Annotated in this window: 20 protein-coding genes and 3 riboswitches; of the genes, 14 read left to right on the forward strand and 6 right to left on the reverse strand. The window is 49.4% G+C overall.

Translation table 11 applies throughout. The features are described from left to right. Positions 1–144: 144 nt before the first annotated feature. Positions 145–1431 carry a group II intron reverse transcriptase/maturase gene (gene ltrA / locus MKY41_RS12440; RefSeq protein WP_445683318.1) on the reverse strand — a complete coding sequence of 429 codons (1287 nt, stop codon included), beginning with the start codon at positions 1429–1431 and terminating at the stop codon, positions 145–147. 656 nt (positions 1432–2087) lie between these two features. Next, positions 2088–2272: riboswitch (cobalamin riboswitch) on the reverse strand. Positions 2273–2400: 128 nt separating this feature from the next. After that, a riboswitch (cobalamin riboswitch) is annotated at positions 2401–2582 on the forward strand. Between the two features lie 272 nt (positions 2583–2854). Between ltrA and MKY41_RS12445 the strand changes: the two genes are divergently transcribed. The 13 genes from MKY41_RS12445 (at position 2855) to cobA (ending at position 15963) form a co-directional block, all read left to right on the forward strand. After that, on the forward strand, positions 2855–3808 hold the full coding sequence (locus MKY41_RS12445; RefSeq protein WP_340745314.1) for an ABC transporter substrate-binding protein: 954 nt from the start codon (positions 2855–2857) through the stop codon (positions 3806–3808). 31 nt (positions 3809–3839) lie between these two features. Then, complete coding sequence (locus MKY41_RS12450; RefSeq protein ID WP_340745315.1) at positions 3840–4928, forward strand: FecCD family ABC transporter permease; 1089 nt, start codon at positions 3840–3842, stop codon at positions 4926–4928. Next, positions 4925–5701 carry an ABC transporter ATP-binding protein gene (locus MKY41_RS12455; protein ID WP_340745316.1) on the forward strand — a complete coding sequence of 259 codons (777 nt, stop codon included), beginning with the start codon at positions 4925–4927 and terminating at the stop codon, positions 5699–5701. The genes MKY41_RS12450 and MKY41_RS12455 overlap by 4 nt, the downstream gene beginning before the upstream one ends. Before the next feature lie 228 nt (positions 5702–5929). Further along, positions 5930–6107: riboswitch (cobalamin riboswitch) on the forward strand. Positions 6108–6250: 143 nt separating this feature from the next. Beyond that, positions 6251–7882, forward strand: a complete 1632-nt coding sequence (gene cobJ / locus MKY41_RS12460; RefSeq protein ID WP_340745317.1) for a precorrin-3B C(17)-methyltransferase — start codon at positions 6251–6253, stop codon at positions 7880–7882. 95 nt (positions 7883–7977) lie between these two features. Next, the gene (locus MKY41_RS12465) at positions 7978–8865 is read left to right on the forward strand and encodes a sirohydrochlorin chelatase (RefSeq protein WP_340745318.1); all 888 of its coding nucleotides are present in this window, start codon (positions 7978–7980) and stop codon (positions 8863–8865) included. Next, positions 8862–9638: a precorrin-6A reductase gene (cobK, locus tag MKY41_RS12470; protein ID WP_340745319.1), complete on the forward strand. Its 777-nt coding sequence runs from the start codon at positions 8862–8864 to the stop codon at positions 9636–9638. Before MKY41_RS12465 ends, cobK begins: the two co-directional genes overlap by 4 nt. Continuing rightward, complete coding sequence (locus MKY41_RS12475) at positions 9635–10285, forward strand: precorrin-8X methylmutase (RefSeq protein ID WP_340745320.1); 651 nt, start codon at positions 9635–9637, stop codon at positions 10283–10285. The genes cobK and MKY41_RS12475 overlap by 4 nt, the downstream gene beginning before the upstream one ends. A gap of 1 nt (position 10286) precedes the next feature. Continuing rightward, positions 10287–11399 (forward strand): cobalt-precorrin-5B (C(1))-methyltransferase, encoded by a 1113-nt coding sequence (locus MKY41_RS12480; protein ID WP_340745699.1) that lies wholly within the window; start codon positions 10287–10289, stop codon positions 11397–11399. Further along, a complete protein-coding gene (gene cbiE, locus MKY41_RS12485) occupies positions 11380–12600 on the forward strand; it encodes a precorrin-6y C5,15-methyltransferase (decarboxylating) subunit CbiE (RefSeq protein ID WP_340745321.1) in 1221 nt (406 codons plus the stop codon). Before MKY41_RS12480 ends, cbiE begins: the two co-directional genes overlap by 20 nt. Then, entirely contained in the window at positions 12594–13298 is a 705-nt protein-coding gene (gene cobI, locus MKY41_RS12490; RefSeq protein ID WP_340745322.1) for a precorrin-2 C(20)-methyltransferase, read from the forward strand. The genes cbiE and cobI overlap by 7 nt, the downstream gene beginning before the upstream one ends. 13 nt (positions 13299–13311) lie before the next feature. Next, positions 13312–14106: a precorrin-4 C(11)-methyltransferase gene (gene cobM / locus MKY41_RS12495; protein ID WP_340745323.1), complete on the forward strand. Its 795-nt coding sequence runs from the start codon at positions 13312–13314 to the stop codon at positions 14104–14106. Continuing rightward, positions 14099–15253: a cobalt-precorrin 5A hydrolase gene (locus MKY41_RS12500; RefSeq protein ID WP_340745324.1), complete on the forward strand. Its 1155-nt coding sequence runs from the start codon at positions 14099–14101 to the stop codon at positions 15251–15253. The genes cobM and MKY41_RS12500 overlap by 8 nt, the downstream gene beginning before the upstream one ends. Further along, positions 15199–15963 carry a uroporphyrinogen-III C-methyltransferase gene (gene cobA, locus MKY41_RS12505; protein WP_340745325.1) on the forward strand — a complete coding sequence of 255 codons (765 nt, stop codon included), beginning with the start codon at positions 15199–15201 and terminating at the stop codon, positions 15961–15963. The genes MKY41_RS12500 and cobA overlap by 55 nt, the downstream gene beginning before the upstream one ends. Positions 15964–16386: 423 nt before the next feature. Here cobA and MKY41_RS12510 read toward each other — a convergent pair whose 3' ends face one another. Both MKY41_RS12510 and MKY41_RS12515 read right to left on the reverse strand, forming a co-directional pair. Further along, positions 16387–16848: a DinB family protein gene (locus tag MKY41_RS12510; RefSeq protein ID WP_340745326.1), complete on the reverse strand. Its 462-nt coding sequence runs from the start codon at positions 16846–16848 to the stop codon at positions 16387–16389. A gap of 192 nt (positions 16849–17040) precedes the next feature. Continuing rightward, positions 17041–17355 carry a hypothetical protein gene (locus MKY41_RS12515; protein WP_340745327.1) on the reverse strand — a complete coding sequence of 105 codons (315 nt, stop codon included), beginning with the start codon at positions 17353–17355 and terminating at the stop codon, positions 17041–17043. Positions 17356–17538: 183 nt separating this feature from the next. Between MKY41_RS12515 and MKY41_RS12520 the strand changes: the two genes are divergently transcribed. Beyond that, a complete protein-coding gene (locus MKY41_RS12520; RefSeq protein WP_340745328.1) occupies positions 17539–18189 on the forward strand; it encodes a CPBP family intramembrane glutamic endopeptidase in 651 nt (216 codons plus the stop codon). Positions 18190–18234: 45 nt separating this feature from the next. On the opposite strand, the gene MKY41_RS12525 is transcribed toward MKY41_RS12520, so the two are convergent. The 3 genes from MKY41_RS12525 to MKY41_RS12535 are packed head-to-tail and all read right to left on the reverse strand — an operon-like array spanning position 18235 to position 21357. Beyond that, complete coding sequence (locus tag MKY41_RS12525) at positions 18235–20511, reverse strand: sensor histidine kinase (RefSeq protein WP_340745329.1); 2277 nt, start codon at positions 20509–20511, stop codon at positions 18235–18237. Between the two features lie 2 nt (positions 20512–20513). Beyond that, a complete protein-coding gene (locus tag MKY41_RS12530) occupies positions 20514–20690 on the reverse strand; it encodes a hypothetical protein (RefSeq protein ID WP_340745330.1) in 177 nt (58 codons plus the stop codon). After that, complete coding sequence (locus MKY41_RS12535) at positions 20668–21357, reverse strand: response regulator transcription factor (RefSeq protein ID WP_340745331.1); 690 nt, start codon at positions 21355–21357, stop codon at positions 20668–20670. The genes MKY41_RS12530 and MKY41_RS12535 overlap by 23 nt, the downstream gene beginning before the upstream one ends. Between the last annotated feature and the right edge of the window lie 105 nt (positions 21358–21462).

Genomic DNA, 21462 nt, shown 5'->3' on the forward strand with positions numbered 1-21462 from the left:
TTAAGCTAACAGTTCCTACTGCCAAGCCTGTAGTGGACTTTCACCACCAAGTTATAGCCCATGCCGGGCGCACAATCGAGTAGGAGGGAGTGATTAACTCCCGACCTCTCACACCACCGTACATACGGTTCCGTATACGGCGGTTCAATAACTTAAGTATCGACGCTCATATAAGTGGTTCAGGTCTTTCAGACCCCACTTTTTGAGCGTTTCTGTTTTGATTGCCTTGTGGAGCGTTTCGCTTTTGGACACTCGCCAATATCCCTTTCGGGAATTTGCCACTTTCCAGGCTTCCTCGTGCCAGATGCCAAGCCTGCGTAGTTGACTGTATTTCGTCTTCGTCTTCTTCCAACGCTTCCATATCAATTGACGTAATCGATGGTTTAACCATTGTGCCATGGAACGGATAAATTGTTTCATCAATCCAATTCCATAGTAGTTGATCCAACCCACTGTCACTTGATTTAGTTCTTTGGCAATCTGTTCGAAGTGACCCGCGCGATTCCGTTTCGTGATGCCTTTTAGTTTGGCTTTGAACCGTTTCTTGGCAGATTGGTGTGGTCTACATCCGACTCCTTTAGCGGTGGAATGTAGACAAAAACCCAGGAATTTCAGTTTGACTGGAGAACCGACTTTACTCTTCTTTTGATTCACGGTTAGTTTCAAGTCTTCTTCGAGAAACTTGGAGACATTCCCCAGTACACGTTCCCCAGCCCGTCTACTTTTGACATAAATACAAAAGTCATCTGCGAATCGTACGAATTTGTGTCCCCTTCTCTCCAGTTCCCTGTCCAATTGGTTCAGGTAGACATTGCTAAGAAGTGGAGAAAGAACACCGCCCTGTGGAGCACCTTCTTCTGTCGGACTGATAAGCCCGCCTTCCAAGATGCCGCTCTTGAGGAATTTCCAAATCAGTTTCAGGACAATCTTATCGCTGATGAACTCTTTGAGGTATTCCATCAATTTCTGATGATGTATGGTGTCGAAGTAACTTTTCAGGTCACAATCAACCACAATTTTGTACCCTTGTTCGTAGTACGCGATGGTTTGCCTGATGGCTTGATGCTGGTTCCTCTTTGGACGGAATCCGAAACTCATATCGGAGAAGTACGGGTCAATTACCTTGCCAATCACTTGATAGATTGCTTGCTGAACCATTCGGTCACGAACACAAGGGATACCCAATTTCCGTTTTGACCCATCCGGTTTCGGAATTTCCACCCGTTTGACAGGCAATGGTTCGTACGAACCGTCTTTCAGTTTCCGAATCAGATGGTCGCGGTATTTGGCGACGTGACCAAAGAGTTCCTCTACTGTCATTCCGTCAACACCGGGCGCCCCTTTATTTGCCTTCACTTTCTTGCAGGCATTGAAGAGATTGTTGATATCCACCACTTTGTCAATCAAACTGATACCACCCCGTTGTTCCATTTTCGTAAAGACAGGGCTGCACGCTCCCGCATACCCTTCGGTTTCCAACCTATCTCTTTGCGGCCAGCCACCTGCCGATGTTTTCTGTGGTCTCTGCACTGTCCTTACCTCCATTTCATTTCAGGGTTGTTATTGTTCGGCCCTTCATCCTGTTGGACTACTATGGCCTCTGCTGACTTCTTACAGTTCAACCTGCCATCACTGACGGATTTGTTCCTGTGGAATATTCCATCCCTCTTGTCGGGAACCCCTGTAAGACCTCCCCGGGTAAGAGCTATAACCTTCCTCCCATGTAACCGCCGCATTTACTGTATGGAACTCGGGCAGTATTGGACTTCGTTTTGATTTGCAAACTCATCCATTCCAATTCAGCCTTATATGCGGTTTCTGTCCGTCGGTTCGGGAGTTTGCCGCCGGCTTCCTTCAGATTCCACCTCACGATGGACACCCTTGCCTTAAGCTAACAGTTCCTACTGCCAAGCCTGTAGTGGACTTTCACCACCAAGTTATAGCCCATGCCGGGCGCACAAAATAAAAGCCCTTTTCCACTAACGGAAAAGGGCTTGCTTAACGACACAAAATAGTTTCACTTGAACGCGTCCTCACGAGACGCAATCGGTCAGTATGTATCGTCCCACTCTCACCCCCCGGAGATTTGAAACTTCGAGATGCAGGTAGGTCTCCTGACTTGTGCTTCCTCCTACTTTGAGCCCTTCCCATGCACAGTGGCACAGTGGGTGTTCCTCATTTCGTCGACACTTACAGTTGCGGGGACAGTTCCGGATTTGAACCGGATTCCCTATTAAGCTATGGATTAGCGCCTGACATCTCATCGTTATTCAATTTTCAATCGGATCCAATGAATTGGGTTTATTATAGCCGGACCGTTCACAGAAAGGCAAGCTTCATATTTTAGGGATTGACATTTCTCGTGCAGTTCTGAATACTGTTGATAGATTGCCAAACCGAATAGACGATATGGGAAAAGGTACACGATCATCGTGTTTAAAAGGGAAGCCCGGTGCAAAACCGGCACGGTCCCGCCACTGTGAACTGGCCGTTTTTTGCAAACATCCACTGTCTGCCAAGATGGGAAGGAGCGAAAAGCCATGGCCATAAGTCAGGAGACCTGCCTTTTCTAGCGACACTGCTTGACCTACGGGAAATGGGGAAGTGTTAGAAGACGGCTCATCCACTTTTTGTATGGAATCCACCAGCGTTTCTAACCCTTTTTCGGTTAGAGACGCTTTTTATTTTCATTCCGCGGAACAGCATGAAGGTGCCTTAATTTCTGCAAAGAACGCAGAAATACGGCAAATCGAACCCTGCGCTGTTCGATTCGCTGTTCGATTCGCTGTTCGATTCGCTGTTCGATTCGCTGTTCGATTGGCATAAATACGCAAGGCGAAGGAGACTCGAAAATATGATAAAACAAAAACTAGGTGTATTGGGATTATTGCTTCTGCTGCTGGTCGGTGGGTGTGCGGACAAGGAGACTCCATCTGCCGAACAAGAGACGCTGACCATCGAAAATAGCGGAGTGGAGCTGCCGATTGCCGATGTCCCGCAACGCGCAGTGACGCTGAACCAGCATGTCACGGAAGTGATGTTGGCGCTCGGTCTGGAAGATCACATGGTGGGCACCGCGTATCTTGATGATGAAATCCTGCCTGAATACCAAGCGGCCTATGAGAAGATTGACGTTCTGGCAGATGCCTACCCGTCCAAAGAAGTATTTCTCGGTGCGGATCCGGACTTTGCCTACGCCGGATGGGCCAGTGCATTCAAAGAAGACAGCCTGGGGACGCAAGAAGAGCTACTGGCGCAAGGAATCATTCCATATTTACATCAGTCCTCGACGATTGTCGGACCCAAGCTTGATGACATTTTCACGGATATCGACAACATCGGGAAAATTTTCGGAGTCGAGGATCGCTCAGCCAAATTGATTTCAGACATGAAGTCGCAGATCGAGGAGATCAAACAGACCATCCCGGCCTCTGATGAAAAGAAGCGGGTCTTTGTTTTTGATAGCGGCGATACATCTGCCCTCACCGTCGGACAAAATTTCTTGAATGAACTTATCACGATCGCAGGCGGCGAAAATATTTTCAGCGACCTTGAGAAGAATTGGGGACAAGTCAATTGGGAAGAGGTCGTGGAACGAAATCCAGAAATTATCGTCATCATCGACTATGGCGATACAACCGTTGACCAGAAAATCGATTTTCTGAATAGCGTATCCATGTTGGCCGATACGACCGCTATCCAAGATCAGCATTTTGTCGTGGTCCCTCTCTCCGCAGCCGCGGAGGGTGTACGGATTCCAATGGCTCTGGAAACGCTCGTCGAAGGCTTTTATCACCCATCTAACTAATTGCGAATAAGACCGGAAAGGGACGGATCCTATGTCACGAGTGCAACAAACATCCAAATCAGCCAGTTCCAAGACCGTCGCCATTGTGCCGGTCTTTATCGCTCTATTCATCCTCCTGCTGGTCTCCATCACATTGGCCGTTATTATCGGGCCTGTTTCCATCCACCCTCTGACTGTCTGGAAAATCGTACTGAATCAACTGCCGCTTTCCTCGCCATTATTTGACGTCGACTGGGGTCGGCCCGAAGAACGGATCATCTGGGATATCCGCCTTCCCCGCGTGTTGCTTGGTGGAGTCGTCGGGGCCGGGCTTGCGGTCGTCGGGGTCGGAATACAGGCACTCGTCCGGAATTCCTTGGCGGATCCTTATATTTTGGGCGTCTCTTCCGGCGCTTCCGTCGGGGCTACCGTCGTCATCTTGTTCGGGGCGTTCAGTATGTTCGGCCAATATGCGCTTTCGGTTGCCGCTTTCGGAGGTGCTTTGCTCTCAATCATTTTCGTTTATTTTATTGCCCATGTGGGAGGCCGTCTAACAACGACACGACTTTTATTGGCTGGAGTCGTCGTATCGATGATTTTATCGGCGGTCACCAGTTATATCGTCATTTCCGCGCCAAATGAACAAGGGATCCGCAATGCAATGTTTTGGATGATGGGAAGCCTGGCGGGAGCGAAGTGGAGTTATCTAGTCATCCCTGCGCCAATGGTGCTTGCCGGCCTACTGTACCTGCTGGCAAGGTTTCGGGCCCTCAATTTATTGTTGCTCGGCGAAGAAACGGCGGGCACTCTTGGAATCAGCGTGCATCGGTTCCGAAAAGAACTGATCGTAGTCACAGCCCTCTTGACGGGAGTCATCGTTGCGGTCAGCGGGGCGATCGGGTTTGTCGGATTGATGATTCCCCACCTCGTCCGTCTGGCAATCGGAGCAGATCATCGGAAAGTGTTGCCGATCAGCGCATTGGTAGGTGCCATCTTCATCATTTGGGCGGATGTTTTCGCCCGGATTGCCGTGGCTCCCGAAGAACTGCCCATCGGAATTATCACCGCATTATGCGGCGGACCGTTCTTCATCTGGCTATTGAGAAAAAGTGATTATTCTTTTGGAGGCGATGGATCTTGAGTGTTCTCGTAGATGATTTGACAACGTGCATTAATCAAATCCCGATTGCCCGTCATATTTCAATCGACGCACGGGAAGGTGAATTCATCGGTATCATCGGACCAAATGGCAGTGGGAAATCCACGATCTTGAAATCGATTTATCGCGCCCTCCCCCATCAAAGCGGAAGTATTAGCATCGATGACCGGGATATTTCCTCCCTCTCGGCAAAAGGCTTGGCAAAGCAGATGGCGGTAGTCAGTCAAGAAGGAACTTTGTCATTTGACTTTACCGTCGAGGAAATGGTGCTGATGGGAAGGGCTCCCCATAAAAAATGGTTCGACTTGGACAGCCGGTCGGACAGAGACATCGTCGATCATGCGCTGATGCAAGTCGGACTTATTGATAAAAGGGAACGAGGATTTGCCACACTGTCGGGTGGAGAGAAGCAGCGAGTCCTCATTGCCAGAGCCATTTCCCAGCAAGCCAAAATATTAATCTTGGACGAGCCGACCAATCACCTTGACATTCATCACCAGCTTCAGGTGATGGATTTAGCAAAAAGTCTTCAACTGACGGTTATTTCCGCTCTGCATGACCTGAATATCGCGGCCACGTATTGCAATCGGATTTATGTGGTACAAGATGGGCAAATCGTCCGTTCCGGAACGCCCGAAGAAGTGTTGACTGCAGAAATGTTGGCTACGGTTTTCCAAGTGAATGCGGAAATTGAACGGCACCCGAAAACCGGCCACATTCACATTACCTACCTTTCCGCATTTCCGGCCCATTAAATTCAGCAAAGTTATTTATCCCGCAAGCGGAGCGGCAGACAGAGAAGTCCCTCACCTTCTTCTTAAATAAAGGCTTCGTGGACTAGAGACGGCGGCTATTGAGGGTCTTCCTAAGTAGTCCAAACTACTCCGTGGCAAATTGCGCCAAGACATCATTGATTTTTCAAAGCAGGTTGACAATTGCGGTAAAGTTATGAATACTGAGTATAGATTACGAGGTTACTAAATTTCATATGAACGGGAAAAGGTGCGCCTTGGTTGCGCTTAAAAGGGAAGTCCGGTTTAAATCCGGCACGGTCCCGCCACTGTAATTTGGTAGTTTTCCGCAGAATCCACTGTCTCAGACGGGAAGGAGCGGAACACGATGACCATAAGTCAGGAGACCTGCCTTTTCTAACAGCACTGCTTGACCTACGGGAAATGGGGAAGTGTTAGGACTGTACGGTTTTCACACTTTCCATTTGTCGAAAACAAAAGCATTTCTAACCATCCCTGGTTGGAGATGCTTTTTTTATTTTCATTTTCGATACATAAAAAGGAGGATGCAGGATGAAGAAAGGTAAATTGATTGCAATCGGTTTTGGTCCTGGAAGTGAACAACATATGACGCAGCGAGCCCGGGATGCTTTTGCGGAATGCGACATCATCATCGGCTATAAAACATATGTCGAGCTGATCCGCCATCTGCTGACACCGGAACAGCAAATCGTCAGCACCGGTATGACGGAAGAAGTGGGCCGCGCACAGGAGGCGGTAAAACTCGCGGAAGCTGGCCATACCGTCGCGGTCATCTCAAGCGGCGATGCCGGAGTTTACGGCATGGCGGGCCTCATTTACGAAGTGCTCGTCGAAAAAGGATGGAATGAAGAGACGGGCGTCGGATTGGAAGTCGTTCCAGGCGTCTCCGCTATTCAAGCATGCGCTTCCCTACTCGGCGCTCCGGTCATGCATGATTCATGCACAATTAGCTTGAGCGACCATTTGACCCCATGGGAATGGATTAAAAAACGGGTGGAAGCGGCGGCAATGGCCGACTTTGTCATCGCGCTCTACAATCCAAAAAGCGGCAGACGGACACGTCAAATCGAGGAAACGCAAAGAATCCTGCTCCAATACCGGTCGCCTCAAACACCAGTCGGCCTTGTAAAAAGCGCCTATCGGGACCGGCAGCATATCGTCATCACCGATCTCGAGCATATGTTGGACCATGACATCGGCATGCTGACGACAGTGATCATCGGAAACAGCACGACATTTCTGTACGATGGCAAAATCATCACACCTCGCGGCTACCAGCGTAAATATACGCTCGGCGACGAGAAGCAACCACTCAAACCCCATCAACGGCTGAAAGAAGAAAATGAGCCATGGGCACTGCACGGCGGTGAAAAAGAGGACGAACCTGTATTAGCGGAAAAAAAAACTAAATTAATACAAACCGAACCGCAAAACAATAGCGTTTTAGAGCTTGCCGAGCAAGCACTCGCTCAATTGGATGGCACAACACCGGTTGCGATCAGTCCGCTATTCCAAGAGCACCGACTATTTGAATTCACCGTCTCCCCTGGCGTGGCCAATAAAAAGATGTCTCCAAGCCAACTGGCGGCTTTGGCGGAAATTGTCGGCAACAACGGCGAAATCGAATACACACCGGATCATGAATTTAAAATTTCATTGCAAACCGAGGATCCAGAAGCGATCACATCCCGTTTGAAACAAGAAGGATGGCTGCTCGCCCCTGCCGGCAATGTCGTCAAAGTGAAAGCTTGCGATTTTTGTGATGGAGACAAGCAAGATCCGATTCCTTATGCGGAGGAATTAATGAAAAAGCTCGGCGGCCTCAGTGTGCCGAAAGAATTAAAAATTGGCTTCAACGGTTGCGGCATGGCCTGCTATGGAGCAGTTGCGGAAGATATCGGGATCGTCTATCGCCGCAAGAAATTCGACGTCTTCCTCGGGGCAAAGGCGATGGGACGCAATGCGCATGTCGGCGTACCGGTTGTAGAAGGATTGGAGCGGGAAAAACTCGTCCCTCTCATTGTCGCCATCGTCGAACAATTCCGGAATGAAGGACTGCCAAACGAACGATTCTATAAATTTTTCAAGCGCGTCCAAAGTATCCAAGGATTCCCGTATCAGGAAGTACCGACATTAGTCGTCCTGGAACCGGATCTTTGTTAAGGTGACAGTCACCCATACAACTTCTAAACAATTCAGAATCGTTTCCGAATTGTTTTGGTGACTGTCACCAACAAAATTGAAACGGAGGAATATAAATGCAAGCAATTCTATTTGTCGGTCATGGCAGTAAAGATCCAAACGGAAACAAGGAGATTCTTCAGTTCGTCGACCAGATCAGACCGAGATTCTCGGAACCTATCATCGAAACCTGTTATCTCGAATTCGCCCAGCCCGATATTTCCCGAGGCATTGACCGCTGCATTGAGCGCGGAGCGACGTCTGTCAGTCTCGTTCCGATGATGTTCCTTGCTGCAGGCCACTCCAAACTGCATATCCCTGCTGCCATCGATGAAGCGAAAGTCAAATATCCAACCGTCACGTTCAATTACGGACGACCGGTCGGTATCCACAATCGAATCATTGATATGTTGGAGAACTGCCTACGGGAGCAAGGTCTGACGAACGAAACGGAAGATGCCATCATCCTGCTCATCGGCCGCGGTTCCAGCGATCCTGATGCCAATAGCGATCTCTACAAAATCGGGCGCCTGTTATCTGAACGTTTTGACCATCTTACCGTCGAATCGGCCTTTATCGGCGTAACGAAACCGACCGTGGAAGACGGCGTGGCCCGTGCCGTCACCCTCGGAGCGAAGCAGGTTTTTCTCGTCCCTTATCTTTTCTTCACAGGTGTCCTGATGAACCGCATGCATGATAAACTCGCTGCGCTAAAAGAGCAGTATCCTGCGCATCAATTGCAGATGACCGACTACTTCGGTTTCCGGGATGAAGTGAAGGATGTGTTCCAAGACCGAGTGGAAGAAGCGTTGCTTGGCGCAGCCAAATTGAACTGCGATGTCTGCGAATTCCGTCTGCATGCTCTGGAACATATGGACGTCCATCATCATCACCATCATGACCACGATCATGATCACGACCATCACCACCATCATCATCATGCACACGAGGAGGTCGCACCGTGATCCTGTTTTTAGCGGGAACGAGCGATGCCCGGGAATTGGCGATCGAATTAAAAGAAAAAGGCTTTGATCCACTCACGACGGTGGTGACAGAAAATGCAAGCTATGCCCTCTTGGAAGCGGGCCTCCGTGTCCATATCGGAAGACTGACTGCCGAAGAGATGGCTGCAATCATCCAGGAAGAAAATATGAAAGCCATCGTTGACGCAAGCCACCCGTTCGCAGAAGAAGCATCCAAAAACGCGATCGAAGCGGCAGCAAACGCAGGAGTCCCCTATTTCCGTTATGAACGCGAGCAGATCGATCAGTACGACGATCGGGTCGTCTCCGTTTCCACTTACGAAGAGGCTGCCGACGTCGCACTGGAACGAAAGGGCAATATCATGCTTACGACCGGCAGCAAAACATTGGAGACGTTTGCCAAAAAGCTTATCGGTGTGGAAGGCGTCCGCCTCATCGCACGGATGCTCCCTCGCTTGGACAATATGGAGAAATGCGCGGCACTCGGTGTCGAGCAGAAAAACATCGTCGCGATACAAGGCCCCTTCTCGTATGAGCTGAATCGGGCACTCTATCAACAGTTTGACGTAACCCTAATGGTGACGAAAGAAAGCGGAAAAGTCGGATCAGTCGATGAAAAAGTGGAAGCCGCCTTGGAACTCGGCATCCCGGTCGTCATGATCCGCCGTCCGAAAATCGATTACGGTGAAGTTTATTCTTCATTCGCCCCGCTTATTGAACAACTACAAACGACATTAGAGGAGAGTGTGAAATGAATTTCCAGACAGAGTTTAAACCGGCGACAATCCAGCCGCAGGAAATCGAGGATTTGAGCTTTAAGATCATCACAGACGAACTGGGGGAGCATCCCTTTACAGCAGAACAGTATCCGGTCGTCCAGCGGGTCATTCATGCTTCGGCCGATTTCGACCTAGGCAGAAGCCTGGTCTTCCATCCAGATGCCATCCGTGCCGGCATCGAAGCGATCCGCAGCGGGAAACCGCTTGTTGCGGATGTCCAGATGGTGCAAGTCGGCGTAAGCAAGCCGCGGATCGAAAAATACGGCGGAGATGTCCGAGTCTATATTTCCGATCCGGATGTCATGGCGGAAGCGAAAAAGCAGAACTTGACCCGCGCGATTATCTCGATGCAGAAAGCCGTAAAGGAAGCGGAAGGCGGCATTTTTGCGATCGGTAATGCCCCAACTGCCCTGCTGGAATTGATTCGTCTTGTGAAAAATGGGGAAGCACGTCCCGGACTTGTTATCGGAATGCCGGTCGGCTTTGTATCTGCCGAAGAATCCAAAGCCGAATTGGCGAAGCTAGATATTCCATTCATTACGAACATCGGGCGAAAAGGCGGCAGCCCTGTCACTGTTGCGGCGGTCAATGCCATCTCGCTCATGGCGACTCAACTCGATTGATATGAAGAAACAAACGGAAGAGAAGAAAGAACTTCGGCATGGCTATACGACCGGCACCAATTCCACGGCAGCAACGAAAGCGGCTCTTCTTTCCCTTATTCTTCAGGAACAAATTGTAAAGGTGACTGTCACCTTGCCAATTGGCGACACGGTCCCGTTTACGATGGATAAACTTTTGCTCGGCCCGAAGTCGGTTTCAGCGGAAATCATTAAAGATGCCGGTGATGATCCGGACGCGACGCATCTCGCCCGGATCATTTCAACCGTTTCCTGGAATGACGCACCTGGCATTGAACTTGATGGCGGGACCGGCGTCGGTCGTGTGACGAAGCCCGGCCTCCCCGTCCCTGTCGGCGAAGCTGCCATCAACCCAGTCCCTAGGAGGATGATCCTTCGGGCCGCGCAAGAAATCTTGGACGAGTATGGTATCGGGCGCGGCATCAAAATCGTCATCTCCGTCCCGGATGGAGAAGAGATTGCCAAAAAGACATTGAATAGCCGGCTCGGCATCATCGGCGGCATATCTATTCTTGGGACGCGAGGCACCGTCGTCCCCTTTTCAACCGCCGCTTTCCGCGCCAGCATCGCCCAGGCGATCAATGTTGCGAAGGAGAACGGCTGTACAGAAGTCGTTGCCTGCACCGGCGGCAGAAGCGAAGACTTCGCCATCGAATTTCATCCCCATATTCAAGAAGATGCGTTTATCGAAATGGGCGATTTCATCGGATTTACGATGAAACAATGCAAAGCCCGGAAGATGAAAAAAGTGACGCTTGTCGGCATGATGGGGAAATTTTCAAAAGTGGCGCAAGGCGTCATGATGGTGCATTCCAAAAGTGCTCCCGTCGACTTCAACTTTTTAGCCGATCTCGTCGAACAAGCGGGTTTGTCGCCTGAACTTGTCGAAGAAGCACGCCAGGCGAACACCGCGTCCCAAGTCGGAGATATGGTGATGGCAGCAGGCAATACAAAGTTTTTCACTTTATTACTCCAGCGCATCGCGAAAAATTGTTATGAAGAAGTGGGCGGCGGTTTGGAAGTGGAAGTGATCGTCATTTCGATGAAAAAAGAAATTTTAGGGAGGGAGACGTATTGTGGCGAAGAAAGCGATTAAAGTGATCGGCATTGGCGAAGCAGGACAAGACTCCCTCTTGCCAATTTATAAAACATGGATCGAACAGAGTGAACGGCTCGTCGGCGGAGACCGTCAACTCGCCTTCTTCCCCGACTATGCAGGAGAGAAGTTATCCGTCACCGGCGGGCTTTCCACGGTTGTTGCCAATTTGCAGAAGGACGACAAAGAAACCGTCGTCTTGGCATCCGGTGACCCGTTATTCTATGGAATCGGCGGTTACTTGGCAAATAAACTCGAGCACATCGAAATCTATCCGGCACTGAGTTCCATTCAGGAATCGTTCAGCCGCATGGGAGAATCTTGGCAAGACAGTGTTTTCCTCAGCGTCCACGGTCGTCCGATGACAGGACTGGCCCAAAAAATTGATGGCCAATCAAAAGTTTGCCTGTTGACGGACGATACAAACAGCCCGCAGGCAATTGCAAAGTATCTTCTCTCATTTGGGATGGATGAGTACCGTGCATTCGTCGCAGAAGCAGTTGGTGGACCAGATGAGAAAATCGGCTGGTTTGATTTACATGAACTTCAAGACTATGAAGCGAATCCATTAAATGTCGTCATTCTCAAACGTGTACAGGAGGCCCCTGTCTGGCCGCTCGGCATCCCCGATGCGGAATTTTCACAACGAAAGCCCGATAAAGGATTGATTACAAAAAAAGAGATCCGGGTGCTGAGCATCGGGGAATTGCAATTAACCCGGACAAGCACCGTTTGGGATATCGGCGCCTGCACCGGTTCCGTTTCAATTGAGGCGGCGAAAATTTGCCGGGATGGCGCTGTCTTTGCCATTGAGAAAAATGAAGCCGACCTGGACAATTGCCGGGAGAATTTCTCAAAATTCCGCACCGATGTGATGCTCGTCCATGGAAAAGCGCCGGAACGGCTGAATGAATTCCCCGATCCGGATGCCGTCTTCATCGGCGGTTCGGGCGGCGAGATGAAGGAACTGCTTCATATCTGTTGCAGCCGGCTGAAAGCGAACGGCACGATTGTTCTTAATGCGGTGACGATTGAAAACCTGCACAACGCAGTGAAAGCATTCGAAGCGGAAGGATTTGCCGTCAATATTACACTAGCCCAAATTTCACGCAGCAAACCGATTTTACATATGACACGCTTTGAAGGATTAAATCCTGTCTATATCATTCAAGCAAAGCGGAAGGAGACAGCAGAATGCTAGGAAAAGTAATTGGCGTCGGTGTAGGACCCGGCGATCCGGAGCTCATCACCGTCAAAGCCTACCGGGTGATGAAAGAGGCCGATGTGGTCGCATTCCCGAAACCACGCCGGGGCAGCAAAAGCTATGCCCAGCAAATCATCGACCATTACGTCAACCCGGCCGAAAAGGAAATGCTTCCCCTCGTCTTTCCGATGACCCGCGAACAGGATATTTTGGAGACAGAATGGACGAATGTGGCCAACCAAGTCTATGAAAAGGTCAAAGAAGGAAAAGACGTGGCTTTCGTGACGGAAGGCGACACGATGCTCTACAGCACATTCATGCACCTCATGCGACGGATGGAACAGCTGTATCCAGATGTGGAGTGCATTTCCGTCCCCGGCATTTCATCCGTCAACGCAGCCGCGTCCCGCTTCAAGATGCCGTTGGCGGACGGCGATGAATGGTTCGCCATCATCCCGGCGACCGATGACCGCGAGCAAATGCGGAAAGCTTTGGAGGATCATGACGCAGTCGCCTTTTTGAAAGTGGCGAAAGTGCTTCCCGAAATGATTGATTTATTGGAGGAAATGGACTTGGTCGATAAAGCCGTCGTCACGACAAAAGTGACGTCCGGCGAAGAAAATGTCTGGTACGATGTACGGGAATTAAAAACGGCGGAACTGAACTACCTATCGCTTATGCTCGTCCGGAAATAAGGAGGGAATCCATTTGAACATCGAAGCAAAAGTCTATTTTGTCGGCGCTGGCCCGGGAGACCCGGAATTGATTACGGTGAAAGGTTTGAAGCTGTTACAGACCGCAGATGTCGTCTTGTTCACCGACTCGCTCGTCAATGAAAAGCTCATGGACGAGACGAAAGAGGGTGCACTTGTACTAAAAAGTGCCGGCATGGCATTGGAAGAGCAGATTGACATTATGGCGGGCGCCGTCGAAGAAGGAAAAAGCGTAGCCCGCATCCATACGGGAGACCCCGCGATTTATGGGGCAATTTTGGAGCAGATGAGCCGGCTGTACAACCGCGGCATCTCCTATGAAGTGATTCCGGGTGTCAGTTCCGTCTTCGCGTCGGCAGCACGTGCAGGTGTTGAACTCACTGTGCCGGAATTGACGCAAACGGTCATCTTGACCCGTGCAGAGGGGCGGACGCCAGTTCCCGAAAAGGAACAGCTCGTGGACTTGGCCCGGCACCATTGCACCGTCTCTTTATTCCTCAGTGCAACGCTCATTAAGAAAGTCGTCAAATCATTCTACGAAGCAGGCTGGGCGGAGGATGCTCCGGTGCTCGTCGTCTATAAAGCGACTTGGCCGGATGAATTAATTCTCCGGACGACACTCGACAAAGTCGGCGAAGACATGCGCGCCAATCGGATCACCAAACAGGCGATGGTCATCATCAGCCCGGCGGTCGATCCGAAACTCGTAGAACAAGGCGGCTATGAATCGAAGCTGTATGATAAAACCTTCACGCACGGATTCCGCAAAGGAGTGACGGCCGATGGATAATGTTGTCCTCGTCGCCATCACGAAACACGGCGTCCAGCTGATCCGGGAACTGAAGGAGAAAATGCCAACGGCCGATGTGTATTATATGAGGAAATTCGCGTACGGAGATGAAGAGGAAAAAGGATTCACATTATTTGACGGCTCGATCCGCCTGTTATTGCCAGACATGTTCGCCAAATATGACGGCATCGTTTCCGTCATTTCCTTGGGCGCGATGGTACGGATGATCGGGCCCATTATGAAAAATAAAAAGGTCGACCCGGCGGTTGTGTGTGTCGATGACCGCGGACAATTTGCGATCAGCGTCCTCTCTGGACATGTCGGCGGAGCAAATGATCTGACCAATCTCGTCGCCGAAAAACTCGGCGCCCTCCCTGTCATCACGACCGCATCCGATGTGCAGAAGACGATTCCAGTTGATATTTTTGGACGGGATTTCGGCTGGACGATCGAGGATGATGCCCATATTGTCACGGCCAGCGCTTCCGTTGTGAATGAAGAACCGCTCGTCGTTGTCCAAGAAGCCGGGGAACGGAATTGGTGGAAACATGAACGCGCGATTCCCGCCCACATTCAAGTGGTCGACTCTTGTGAAGAGGCACTGAAGAGAGAATTTAAAGCGGCCCTGGTCATTACAGACCGGATTATCCCTGAACATTTAGCGACAGGTCCCCTCTCGAAAAACTGGGTCATCTATCGGCCGAAAACGATTCATCTGGGAATCGGCTGTAACCGCGGCACTTCTGCGGAAGAGATAGAAGAAGTGATCGTATCCACTTTGGCGGAACAGCAACTGTCCCTTCAATCCGTCAAAGGCATTTCGACGATTGAGCTGAAAAAAGATGAAGAAGGCCTGTTGGAAGTGTGTAAGAAATACGGGTGGGAGTTCACTTGGTATGCACCGGACCAATTGAACGCCGTACTGATTGAAAACCCGTCGGAGACCGTATTCAAATTCACAGGGGCTTATGGCGTCAGCGAGCCAGCAGCGAAACTATCCGCTAGTACGGATACATTGCTCCTAGAAAAGAAGAAAAACGGCAATGTCACGATATCGATTGCACGGAAAACATTTGATGGGAGGGAACCGAAATGGCAACAGGACAAGTCTATCTCGTCGGAGCAGGACCCGGCCATGTCAAACTAATCACAGTCCGGGGATTGGAATGCATTCAAGAAGCGGATGTCATCGTTTACGACCGTTTGGCGAACGCGGAGTTACTGGAGCATGCGAAGCCCGAGGCAGAGCTCATTTATTGCGGAAAATTGCCGAAACACCACACATTGCGGCAAGAGGAAATCAATGACTTGCTCGTGGAAAAGGCGTCCCAAGGGCTGACCGTCACCCGTTTGAAAGGCGGCGATCCGGCAGTGTTCGGACGAGTCGCCGAAGAGGCAGCAGTCTTGAAGCACGCTGGCATTTCGTATGAAATCGTCCCCGGAGTCACCGCAGGAATCGCGGCTCCGATGTTCGCAGGCATTCCCGTAACGCATCGGGAACACAGTTCTTCCTTTGCCATGATCACCGGCCATTTGCACGAAGGCAATTTTGTCGAGGAGAAATGGAAAGCCTATGCGACGGGGATTGACACGCTCGTCTTCTATATGGGCGTCCAAAACCTATCCTATATTTGCAGCCAGCTGGTCGAGCACGGGAAAGACGAGACAACCCCGGTCGCCCTTATCGAATGGGGCACGCTGGAAAAGCAACGCACCGTGACCGGGACATTGGAAACAATTGAAGGCATCGCTGCCGAGGCAGCCATCACCCACCCCGCCATCATCGTCGTCGGCAGCGTCGTCAGTTTGCGCGACACGATCCAATGGTTCGAAAAGGAATCAGTCGTACCACGTTGAAAAGTCGTCCGTTGAGGGCGGCTTTTTTTGTTTATCGTACGGTGGGATCGGTGGATAATCGTCACTATTGGCGATTTATTCTTCACTTTTGTAGTTTTATCCGTCACTTTTGAATGAATATCCGTCACTTCCGCACATCTATCCGTCAAGTTCACAATTTTATTCCCAAGTCGGATCTTTAGCACCAAACCAAGGAGTACCAATTAGCAGCTTCCTTCACCCTCCCTGGAAAATTCAATTACCCGATTAAAATCCTTTTTGCAAGCTAACGAACGTTGAACGCTAGAAAACCATGTCCGAGCACGAGGAAACCGACTTTAAACGCAAGCAATTCCCTATCGAATACAATCAAAATCTGAGCCTCAATCATAAACAAAAAAAGACCATCTCGAAATTCCTTCAAGACAGTCTTTCACGCTAAGCTTACTTGGATACGACACGGTTCAACCCGGAGATAACGCCGGCATGGACACCTTCATGCCACACTGTAAATTGGACGAGGGCATCGACCGTTTCCATCTTATGATCTCGAATCTGCACTGGCTCTGGCAGCGGTTCGTTCAACTTGCCTTCCAGCGCCGAAGTCACTCGTTGCTCCTGTTCTTTCAAGGCGTTCCATAATTCCTCGTTGGATGGTGCTTCCGTTTCCCATTTTGTGGGGCTGGAACCCGGAACAAAAAGCGGCATCCATTCGGCATTCACCACTTCATAACCAGGCAGCGCCTTTGAAATGAAGTTCTCCATGACGACGTAAATATGCCCGATATTCCACCGGATTGTGTTGCTAAATCCCTCTGGCTGGACATCCCATTCTGCTTCCGGCGATTGCTTGACTTGGCTAAGCGTGTACATTCTGGCAAAGCTCAACTGTTGTAATGTAGACATTTGAATCTTCCCCCTTTTCTAATTACAACTTTATCCTAAGTCAACGAAGAAGAAAAGCAAACGGCGTTGGTGACAGGCACCCATACAATTCAGACACTAATCAGAATTGCCCCTGAATTCACGGGTGACTGTCACCCAATCAACTGGGGACCATAAAAAACGACCCCTTCTCAGGGGTCGTTTCTGCTTTCTCTATTCCCTAACTGGGTTTTCTTTCGGATTCAAATCATTCCATTTTTTGTGGACGTCTTTATTGAATGTGTATGACGGCTGCTCCATTCCAAATTCTACGGACAGGTTGGGCTGTATCGTTTCCTTGGCCGATTCTTTTTTATTTTCATTGAATGCGGAAGGCTTGTTGGCACCGGTTTTCGTCAACTCATTTTTGCGGAATACGTCCGAAACGTTCGAGTCAGAAGGATCCGAAAGCGGAAGTTCTCCGGAACGCACAACGCCTCTTGGTTCATAGTCCTCTTTGTTCGGATACTTATCTTTGTTCGTAATCATCCAACATTCCTCCTTTTCGAACGGCGATTCAACTAAACTCCATCGATTTCGCCTTTCACATACTTTTCCTATTGTTTACTATTCCCCATCTTCTTCATTCCTAAACCTTTTTTTCGAAAAAAGATTATCTGAAACAAAAATAATCCCTAATCGTCCTTTAACATAACTTGGGAGGTGCATCGAATGAAAAAAATAGCCGCTTTTGGATTGCCTTTTGCCAATATAGCCATCCTATTGTGGATTGAGCAGGGGCTCCAAATTTCCTACGGTTGGAAAACGGCCGCCAAAATTATTCTTTTCCTACTCATCCCATTTTTCCTATTCCGGCCGACGCGCCTTCCCTTTTTACAGTTCAGGAAAATTGACCGAAAAAGCATCCTGATTTCCAGCGGGGCGGGAATCGGGATGCTTGCCATCATCATTGGGACATTCAACCTACTACAACCTTACATCGATCTCGAATCCTTGCGACTCGATTTAGAAGACTCTGGTGTGAATAGTTTGATATTTCCCATTATAGCATTTTATATCTTGTTAGGGAACTCCTTTATTGAAGAATTTTTCTTCCGGGGGATTTTACCGGACCTGTTACGGCAATCGCGGTCTCGTCTTTTCTTGCCCTCCTTCTTTTTCGCTATTTACCATATTGCCATTTTTCTCCCGTGGTTCACCCCGCCACTTCTGGCGCTTGCCATCGGTGGACTCTGGGCGGGCGGAATCATTTTTCAATTGCTGAATGAAAAAAGCGGCGTCATCCTTCCCTCCTGGATTGTTCATATGTGGGCCGATGCCGGCATTCTGCTCATCGGAGCATACCTATTTTATTTTAAATAAAAAACGCGTTTGCCTATCCAAACGGCAAACGCGTACCATCTAAACTTACAGCGGCAGCGCGGGAACCGTTACAGTCACTTTGAACAAATCCCCGTCAACCTCGATTTTCATTGTCCCATCATGCAGATCGACAATGGATTGTGCGATGGCAAGACCGAGGCCCGAACCATCCGTATGGCGGGAGGTGTCCGCCCGTTTGAAACGCTCGAATAATTCGTCCACATTTTCACCCAGCTCGTATTTCGTCACATTTTTCACGACGAACTCGGATTGGCTTCCCACTTGCCGGAGCGAAATATACACCCGGGTGCCCGGCAATGTGTATTTGATCGCATTGACAATCAAGTTATCCAGCACGCGCCACCACCGTTGCCCATCGACATAGGCAATTAATGGCGACTCGGGCATGGTCGGACGGAAATCCAGACCCGACTCTTCGATTTCGGCAGCGTGCTCCGCAAGTGCCTGTTGTAATAACTGCGTTAAATCCACCCGCTGTTTCGTCAACTCCATATTGCCGCTCGCCATCTTGGACACATCGAACAGATCCTCGATCAGCGTTTTCAAACGCTGGGATTTCTTATCAAGAATATCGACATATTTCATTCGCTCCTCAATGGATAACTCCTCATTCTTCAACAGATCGGTATACGTGATAATGGAGGTGAGCGGTGTCCGTAAGTCATGGCTGACATTCGTGATAAGCTCCGTTTTCAACCGCTCGCTTTTCGCCTGCTCGTTCATGGAAATCCGGACGCCTTCCCGGACGTTGTTCAAATTGGCGGCATGCTTGGCCAATGGAGATTTGCCTTCCACCTCGATTTCCTTCTGGAGCCGCCCCTCCGCCATCGCTTCTGTAGCAATCATAATCCGGTTCAGATAAGCGGTTCTCCGGACAAAGATATAAATAAAAGGAAGTCCGACAAACAACGCAAGCGGGGCATAAATCACTATCAAAAATGGCTGGAGCAGTACACCGGCAAATCCAATCCCCGCCAAGAAAAATCCAATCAGCAGCAGAAACATCTGCGTCCCGATTCTCCGGTTCAAAAACATGTCTTGCAACGCCTTCAAAAACTTTGCCGAATAACTGTTTTTCAGCTCCCTTTCAAAAGCCCCTTCCACTTTCACCTGCTCCCAAAAGGCAACAAGCTGAAAAACAATGGCTGCTATTAATAAAACGCAAAAGGCGGTTAGACCACCTAAAGATATGGTGTTTTCTATACTCGGCTGAAAAAAGAACCAAGAATATCGCCCTGGAAGCATTTCAAGCACAGCATACGCCCAAAATCCGCAGAACAATAATAGTGCCGCTCGGAAGTCGATCTTCCACGCATTATATCGATCAATTAGACGACTCTCCGTCACCCATTCCTTTTTGAAGCGGAAAAACGTCAAGATCGCGATTAAAGCTAGCACACCAAGTCCCCATAAAATATACATTCCGGTTTTCGTCCGATTAAAATGCTGTACGTCCCTTCCAAGGTCGCCTTTTGCCAATGCACTTTTCGGGACGATCACCTTCCCTTCGAACAATCGGACAGCGGGCTTCACCTGCAGTTGTGTGTCCACTGCCCTAGTTTCCGACGTCGACGTCGTAACACTGTCCCTGAATGGATTGACCGCATATTCCTGGACCACCTCGGTTCGCTCTCCACCGAAATAAACCGGATTCCAATTATCCATTCGGACGCCCTCCGCTCTGAGATATCCATTGTCCTCAATGAAATCTTTTTGATAGGCAGCAGGGGCATTCATATTCCCCGAAGAGAACACTTCCCCCGTTTCGATGTCCTTCAATTCATAAGCAACCGGAAACGGCGGACGACTTTCCAGATTATTAATATAATCTCTCAAATACGACTCCAGCTCCACCTCCTTCTCAGCGCGGACTTTCGCTTCCACATGGGAATCGTCTTCAAAGTTTTGGCGGATATCCCGAATTTTCGCATCCCGCTCCTTCACCAAGGCCTCTTTCAGATTTTCACTCTTGGCAGCTTCTGCATCGGCAATCCGTTCCTCGTATTGCATCTCGATATTCTCAATTTGATAACTCAATGTACCGTACCGATTACGATGCTCTTCGATTTCTGCTTTGGAAACTGTAATTCGCTTCTTTTCCGCTTCAATATTGATCGGATTGAGAACTGTCGCCCCTAGATTTTCATAAAATTCATCCATCTTCATTTGGAAATCATCCAGATCGACATAACTTTTCCCGATATATCGAGAGCCTTCCTGAAAATAGGTCAATAGCGTCAGCAGGACAACAGCAGCACATGCTGACCATACCAACAAGGTCATGCCATTATGTTTTTTCATCATCAAATACTCCCTTTGACAAGACGTGTAAAGTAGGCGATGATCCGGCTTGCACGCTCGACGCCCTCACTGACCAACTCCATAATGTGAGAAAAGCAGTAGCCGATACTGAGCAAGGCGATGAAAATCGCAACAAGCGACCAGAACAGAGCCCAATCATTTTTCGATTTTGTAACCAATGCCCCACACCACCTTCACGTATCTCGGATTTTTCGGATCCGCTTCGATTTTTTCCCGGATTTTCCGTATATGGACTGCCACGATGTTTTCCGCATTATATGCTTCTTCATTCCAAACTCGCTCGTAAATTTCATTGATGGAGAAGACCCGACCTGCGTGCTTCATGAGCAATTCGGTGATTTTATATTCGATCGGCGTCAGCTTCACCGGTTTCCCATCTACGGTGATTTCCTTCGACTCTTCATCCAATACAAGCCCGTCGATTTCAATCTTCCGCTGCCCATCATATGTACCCAGCTGGACATAGCGCCGCAATTGCGACTTGACCCGTGCCATCAGCTCCATCGGATGGAACGGCTTCGTCACATAATCATCCGCCCCTACCGACAAGCCGTGAATCTTATCGGAATCCTCCGCCTTGGCACTCAGCATGATAATCGGGATATTGCGCGCCTCCCGGATTTTGAATGTCGCCGTAATTCCGTCCATATTCGGCATCATAATATCGAGAATGAGCAGATGGACCTCTTGGGATGCCAGCAATTCCAACGCCTCTTTCCCATCCGCCGCTTTCAATACTAGATAGCCTTCATTTTTTAAGTAGATCTCGATGCCGTCGCGGATGTCCTGATCGTCATCCGCCACGAGTACTGTGAATGTTGCCATCCTTGCGCACCTCTCTTTTCTCTTATGATACCAATTGTAGTCGCCAAATCTTAACTTTCCCCCATCGCAATTATGAAGAAATTCTTAAGAAGGACATTTGCACAT

The organism is Sporosarcina sp. FSL W7-1349, from assembly GCF_038003045.1.
Taxonomy (GTDB): Bacteria; Bacillota; Bacilli; order Bacillales_A; family Planococcaceae; genus Sporosarcina.

Coding starts and splice junctions, on each gene's coding strand:
- MKY41_RS12535 (WP_340745331.1), bottom strand. CDS start 21,357: ATGGCAACATTCACAGTACTCGTGGCGGATGACGATCAGGACATCCGC.
- MKY41_RS12445 (WP_340745314.1), top strand. CDS start 2,855: ATGATAAAACAAAAACTAGGTGTATTGGGATTATTGCTTCTGCTGCTG.
- MKY41_RS12500 (WP_340745324.1), top strand. CDS start 14,099: ATGGATAATGTTGTCCTCGTCGCCATCACGAAACACGGCGTCCAGCTG.
- MKY41_RS12515 (WP_340745327.1), bottom strand. CDS start 17,355: ATGATTACGAACAAAGATAAGTATCCGAACAAAGAGGACTATGAACCA.
- cobJ (WP_340745317.1), top strand. CDS start 6,251: ATGAAGAAAGGTAAATTGATTGCAATCGGTTTTGGTCCTGGAAGTGAA.
- MKY41_RS12465 (WP_340745318.1), top strand. CDS start 7,978: ATGCAAGCAATTCTATTTGTCGGTCATGGCAGTAAAGATCCAAACGGA.
- cobA (WP_340745325.1), top strand. CDS start 15,199: ATGGCAACAGGACAAGTCTATCTCGTCGGAGCAGGACCCGGCCATGTC.
- MKY41_RS12480 (WP_340745699.1), top strand. CDS start 10,287: ATGAAGAAACAAACGGAAGAGAAGAAAGAACTTCGGCATGGCTATACG.
- MKY41_RS12450 (WP_340745315.1), top strand. CDS start 3,840: ATGTCACGAGTGCAACAAACATCCAAATCAGCCAGTTCCAAGACCGTC.
- cobI (WP_340745322.1), top strand. CDS start 12,594: ATGCTAGGAAAAGTAATTGGCGTCGGTGTAGGACCCGGCGATCCGGAG.
- MKY41_RS12475 (WP_340745320.1), top strand. CDS start 9,635: ATGAATTTCCAGACAGAGTTTAAACCGGCGACAATCCAGCCGCAGGAA.
- ltrA (WP_445683318.1), bottom strand. CDS start 1,431: ATGGAACAACGGGGTGGTATCAGTTTGATTGACAAAGTGGTGGATATC.
- MKY41_RS12525 (WP_340745329.1), bottom strand. CDS start 20,511: ATGAAAAAACATAATGGCATGACCTTGTTGGTATGGTCAGCATGTGCT.
- MKY41_RS12520 (WP_340745328.1), top strand. CDS start 17,539: ATGAAAAAAATAGCCGCTTTTGGATTGCCTTTTGCCAATATAGCCATC.
- MKY41_RS12510 (WP_340745326.1), bottom strand. CDS start 16,848: ATGTCTACATTACAACAGTTGAGCTTTGCCAGAATGTACACGCTTAGC.